A 4,541-nucleotide genomic window follows, 5' to 3' on the forward strand; every position below is an offset into this window, starting at 1 on the left:
GGTGTATTCTTTAAATTTGAGGAAGTTTCCGATATAGTCATAGTTAAAAGTTTTGCAATTCTAGCCAATTATCTATCATAACTCTCCACCATCACAGCAGACGGGATAATAAAGAAAAAACTCCAAAACCGATTAATAAAACCCCACTGACAGGATTAATCCACCCGGACCATTGACGCAGAGAAAGAAAGCTTTTCAGCGAGGCAGTAAAAGAACCGACGATAATTAGGGGTAAAACATAACCGCCAGTGTAGGATAACAATAATCCCCCTCCTAAGCTTAAATCTCCCGTATTTGCCACCCATGCCAATAGAGTTGCTAGAACAGGTGTACTGCAAGGAGAGGCGATTAAACCAAATGTTAAACCGAGAAGATAGGACCGCAAAATCGGGGGAAAATCGCCGGTAATCCAATCGGTAGCGCCAAGGGAGGGGAAGCGCAGGGGTAATAATTCCAAGAGGTTTAACCCCATCAAAATAGCGATCGCACTGACGATAATTGGTAAACCGATCCCCACCTGTCCATAGACTTTTCCTAAAGTAGCGGCAATTAGTCCCAATCCCGCTAAGGTGGTGGCTAATCCCAGGGAAAACCATGTGGACTGCCAAAAAGCCGCTAAACGACCTTGATTTTCGTAACCCCCGATATAAGCGACGGTAATCGGCAACATCGACAGCATACAGGGGGTAAGACTGGTGAGTAAACCGGCTAGAAAAATCACGGCAATACTGACAAAACTAAGGTGAGTTAGTTGGGAAGTTACTAAGCGATCGGCGTATTGTTCAAGGTGATAGAGTTGAGTCTGTAATTGGTCTAACATATTGGGGAATTTTTCAGGCTAAATTTGGCTCATTTCTAGGATATTACCATCGGGATCACTGACAAATAAGGCCTTTCTACCCGAGGCACTCATTTGAATTGTATAACCTTGACTTTCTAGATAGTTACCCATGGCCGCCACGTCATCAATAGCGAAGGCAATATGAGGATTGCGTCCCCATTTTTCGGGATTGGGACGGTAGTTTTGGTAATTGGTATCGACAATTAAATGAATTTGATAATCTCCCACTTGATACCAAACCCCATCGTATTGAAAAGGGCGATCGATTCTAGTCAATCCTAGAACATTTTCGTAAAAGTTAACGGCTTTTTCTAGATCGGTGACTAAAATCCCCGTGTGTAAGGATCGCATGATGTTCATAGTTAATATCTGACTCGCGGATCGAGCCAACTATAGGTTAAATCGGCAATTAAGTTAAAGATAACAATTAAAATCCCATAGATAAAGGTAATCGCCATCACTACGGGGGTATCACTGCGGGAAATAGAATCGATTAATAAAGCACCGATCCCCGGCACACGAAACACTTGTTCTGTGACTAAAGCTCCAGTAAAAATTGAGGGAATATCAAGAGCAATCAGGGTGACAACGGGAATTAAAGCATTGCGAACTATATGCTTAGTGAGGACAGAAAAATTAGTTAGTCCCTTGGCTAAGGCAGTTTTAACGTACTCTTGGTGAATTTCTTCAGTTACGGAAGAACGCACGAAACGCATCAACATCGCCCCTTGATATAAGCTTAATACAGTTACGGGCATAATTGACTGTTTAACCTGCTCGATCAAACTATTAAAATCGCTAATTTCTAGGGTACTGTTATAAAAAGATGGTAGCCAGTTTAACTGCACACTAAAGATAATAATTAATAATAATCCCGTCACAAAGGTGGGTAAAGAAAAGCCAAGTAGGGAAAAAGTAGAGATAATTTTGTCTAACCAAGAATAGCGCTTGACTGCCGAAATTACGCCCAAAGGAAAAGCGATTAAAACCCCGAAAATATAGGCAATACCGACAATCCAGAGAGTTGTGGGTAAACGCTGCCAAATGAGGGTAAAAACCGGGCTGCGACTGGTGAAAGAATAGCCCATATCTCCTTGAAGAAATGCTAACAACCACTTGACGTAACGCACGGGAAGGGGTTGATCTAATCCGAGACTTTTGCGAATATTTTCTCGCACCGCTTCCGTAATAGCTGGATTAGCGGCAAATTCTCCCATCGGATCCCCCGGCGCTAGGGCCAAAATGCCAAAAACCACCATACTAATAGCTAAAAGAGTGGGAATCGAAAATAATAATCTTCTCAGAAAATATTTGAGCATTTATTTACTACGCTTCCAGTCCTTGATGTTCCAAGTATTTCTATCCCAGGGAGTTAATTTAAACCCCGACAAACTATTGCTAATTGCCACCACATCGGCACGATGAACTAGGGGAATAATCACAAAATTATTGATTAACATATCATTCATTTTAATTGCTATTTCTCTCCGTTTTTCTGCGTTTAATTCTTGACTAAAAGCTTGCCATAATTTATCGTATTCAGGATTACAATAACGAGCATAATTATCCCCGGCCCAACCATCAGCTTTTTGGGGAATTTCGCTACAGGTAAAGGTTTTAAAATAGGCTTTCGGATCGGGACTATTATTACCTGTAGTGTACATTTGTAGGTCAGCATAAAACTTTTCTACCGTGTCATCGTTAGCAGGATCGCTGGAAAAGAAAATACTGGCATCAATAGTTTTTAATTCTACTCCTACCCCGATCGCTTGTAAACTTTGTTTGATAATTTCTTGGGTTTTCTGACGAAGAGGATTGACGGTAGTTTGAAAAACTAATTTCATTTCTACCCCATTTTTATCCCTAGTACCATCACCATTACTATCTTTCCATCCCGCATCATCTAGTAATTTCTTAGCCTTTTCTAGATTAAATTCATAGCGAGTATTGGGCGAATTATATTCCGATGGCATCACAATAAAATTGGGAGTTGTTTTCCCAGTAATACCATAAAGTTGCGTGGCAATAGTATCTCTATCAACGGCTAAAGATAAAGCTTGTCTTACTTTTACATCACTTAAAAAAGGATGGAGAAACTTAATACTAGACCTCTCACCTTCGGGAGTAGCTTGATTAGGATCACTCAGATTAAATAAAACTCGTTCAATCAAAGAACCGAAACTAGATATTAACTGACCCCGACCCGCTTTTTCTAAATCACTTAAAACCTTAGCCTCTACTTGCAAATTATAGGCATAATCCGCCTCCTGTGTCTGTAAAACCGCTCGTGCCGCAGAAGTGGCATCACCTCCTCCTTTTAATTCTATTCTTTGAAAACCTAATTTATCCGCTTCTCGAAAGAAAGAATTTGGTTCATAAACCGCCGTATCTCCCGGTTTAAATTCTACCACTTTATAGGGACCCGTTCCCACCGGTAATAAATTAGCGGGGGCCTGGCGTGCCGTTTCATTGCTATACTTTTCATAGAGATGTGCTGGTAAAATCATCCCTTCTGTTCCCACAAAAACTAATGACCAAGCGGGATTAACTTGCTTAAAAGTTATTTTAACCGTATGGGGATCGATCGCTTCTACACTTTTAACTATTTCATAATTGCCAGCGCTAGTAGAACCGGTTTTCGGATTGGTAATAAAATTATAGGTAGCGATGACATCTTTGGCAGTAAAAGGAGTACCATCTGACCATTTAATATCTTTTTTTAGCTTCCATGTCACCGATTTACCATCCCGGGCAACTCCCCCATTTTCAATAGTAGGAATTTCTGCCGCTAAAAAAGGAACTAATTCCCCTTTTTCATCGAAACTAGCCAAAGGTTCTAAGGTAATGCGACTCGCTTCTGAGTCTTTAAATCCCGTGGAGAGATGGGGATTTAAAATCGTCGGCGCTTGCCAATATAAAAGTTTTAAAGTTTCTGTGTTACTATTGGTCGTTGCTGGAGGATTATTAGCTGTTTGTTGACGACAAGCACTAAAAAGCAGCGTACAACTAAGGGATAAAATTAACAGGGGCAAGAAAAGCGATCGCTTAAACATTTTTAATGACAATCAATAATTCAACAGGGTGACTTAGGTGATTCCCTACCCCACCAATAACAAGTTATCAGACATTGAGTCTTGATCTCGATCGATTAATTGATTATTTGCCTTTATCCATTCCTAGTCAAGTTAAATCGATCGTGCTATGGTAGCGATGCTGTACTAGACAATAAAATCTTAGGCACGGCAACGAAAATGCTTATGACCTTATTTCATCAGGGTGCGACAGCAGAGGAAATCGTTAATCGTTACCCATCACTAAACCTAGCTGACGTTTACGCCACGATCGCTTTTTACCTCAAGCACCAATCGGAAGTAGAATCCTACTTGCAACAGCGACAACAGCAAGCACAGGAGATTCGGGTAATCAATCAAGGGAGATTTGACCCCCAGGGATTGCGAGATCGCTTTCTTGCGCGTAAAGCAGCGCGGCAAGCATGATCAAGCTTCTGGTTGATGAGAACTTTGATAATACTTAACTGGTGCGTTACGGCGGATTACTAATTTTGTTTTTTCATTCCAAGCTTATCACCGCCTAACGCACCCTACAAAATTGCTGTAAGCCAACCGTTCCATCATAACGGCGCTGTTAAATCTTTGGTATTTAGCCCTGATGGCAAGTGGATTGTCAGTGGCAGTGAAGA

At 41.0% G+C, this 4,541-nt stretch carries 6 protein-coding genes; 2 read left to right on the plus strand and 4 right to left on the minus strand.

Going from position 1 to position 4,541, the window contains the following annotated elements; translation table 11 throughout:
- Nucleotides 1–91: 91 nt before the first annotated feature.
- From PX636_RS11755 to PX636_RS11770, 4 genes are read right to left on the minus strand one after another with little or no spacing between them, the layout of a single operon-like run.
- Nucleotides 92–820 carry a cytochrome c biogenesis protein CcdA gene (locus tag PX636_RS11755; protein ID WP_002799052.1) on the minus strand — a complete coding sequence of 243 codons (729 nt, stop codon included), beginning with the start codon at nt 818–820 and terminating at the stop codon, nt 92–94.
- An 18-nt stretch (nt 821–838) separates the two neighbouring features.
- Entirely contained in the window at nt 839–1,201 is a 363-nt protein-coding gene (locus tag PX636_RS11760) for a VOC family protein (RefSeq protein WP_002799051.1), read from the minus strand.
- 2 nt (nt 1,202–1,203) lie between these two features.
- The gene (locus PX636_RS11765) at nt 1,204–2,160 is read right to left on the minus strand and encodes an ABC transporter permease (RefSeq protein WP_002799050.1); all 957 of its coding nucleotides are present in this window, start codon (nt 2,158–2,160) and stop codon (nt 1,204–1,206) included.
- Nucleotides 2,161–3,894 (minus strand): peptide ABC transporter substrate-binding protein, encoded by a 1,734-nt coding sequence (locus tag PX636_RS11770; protein WP_288117299.1) that lies wholly within the window; start codon nt 3,892–3,894, stop codon nt 2,161–2,163.
- Between the two features lie 204 nt (nt 3,895–4,098).
- On the opposite strand from PX636_RS11770, the gene PX636_RS11775 reads away from it, so the two are divergent.
- Complete coding sequence (locus PX636_RS11775) at nt 4,099–4,338, plus strand: DUF433 domain-containing protein (RefSeq protein ID WP_288117300.1); 240 nt, start codon at nt 4,099–4,101, stop codon at nt 4,336–4,338.
- A gap of 111 nt (nt 4,339–4,449) precedes the next feature.
- The coding region (locus PX636_RS22690; protein WP_353853476.1) for a WD40 repeat domain-containing protein at nt 4,450–4,541 on the plus strand (92 nt) is incomplete at its 3' end.

This window comes from Microcystis sp. M53598_WE2 (assembly GCF_030067735.1).
In the GTDB taxonomy this organism is placed as follows: domain Bacteria; phylum Cyanobacteriota; class Cyanobacteriia; order Cyanobacteriales; family Microcystaceae; genus Microcystis; species Microcystis aeruginosa.

Bases quoted from the DNA above. Each gene is read 5' to 3' on its own strand.
- PX636_RS11755 (WP_002799052.1), bottom strand. From the start codon at position 820: ATGTTAGACCAATTACAGACTCAACTCTATCACCTTGAACAATACGCC.
- PX636_RS11760 (WP_002799051.1), bottom strand. From the start codon at position 1,201: ATGAACATCATGCGATCCTTACACACGGGGATTTTAGTCACCGATCTA.
- PX636_RS11765 (WP_002799050.1), bottom strand. From the start codon at position 2,160: ATGCTCAAATATTTTCTGAGAAGATTATTATTTTCGATTCCCACTCTT.
- PX636_RS11770 (WP_288117299.1), bottom strand. From the start codon at position 3,894: ATGTTTAAGCGATCGCTTTTCTTGCCCCTGTTAATTTTATCCCTTAGT.
- PX636_RS11775 (WP_288117300.1), top strand. From the start codon at position 4,099: ATGACCTTATTTCATCAGGGTGCGACAGCAGAGGAAATCGTTAATCGT.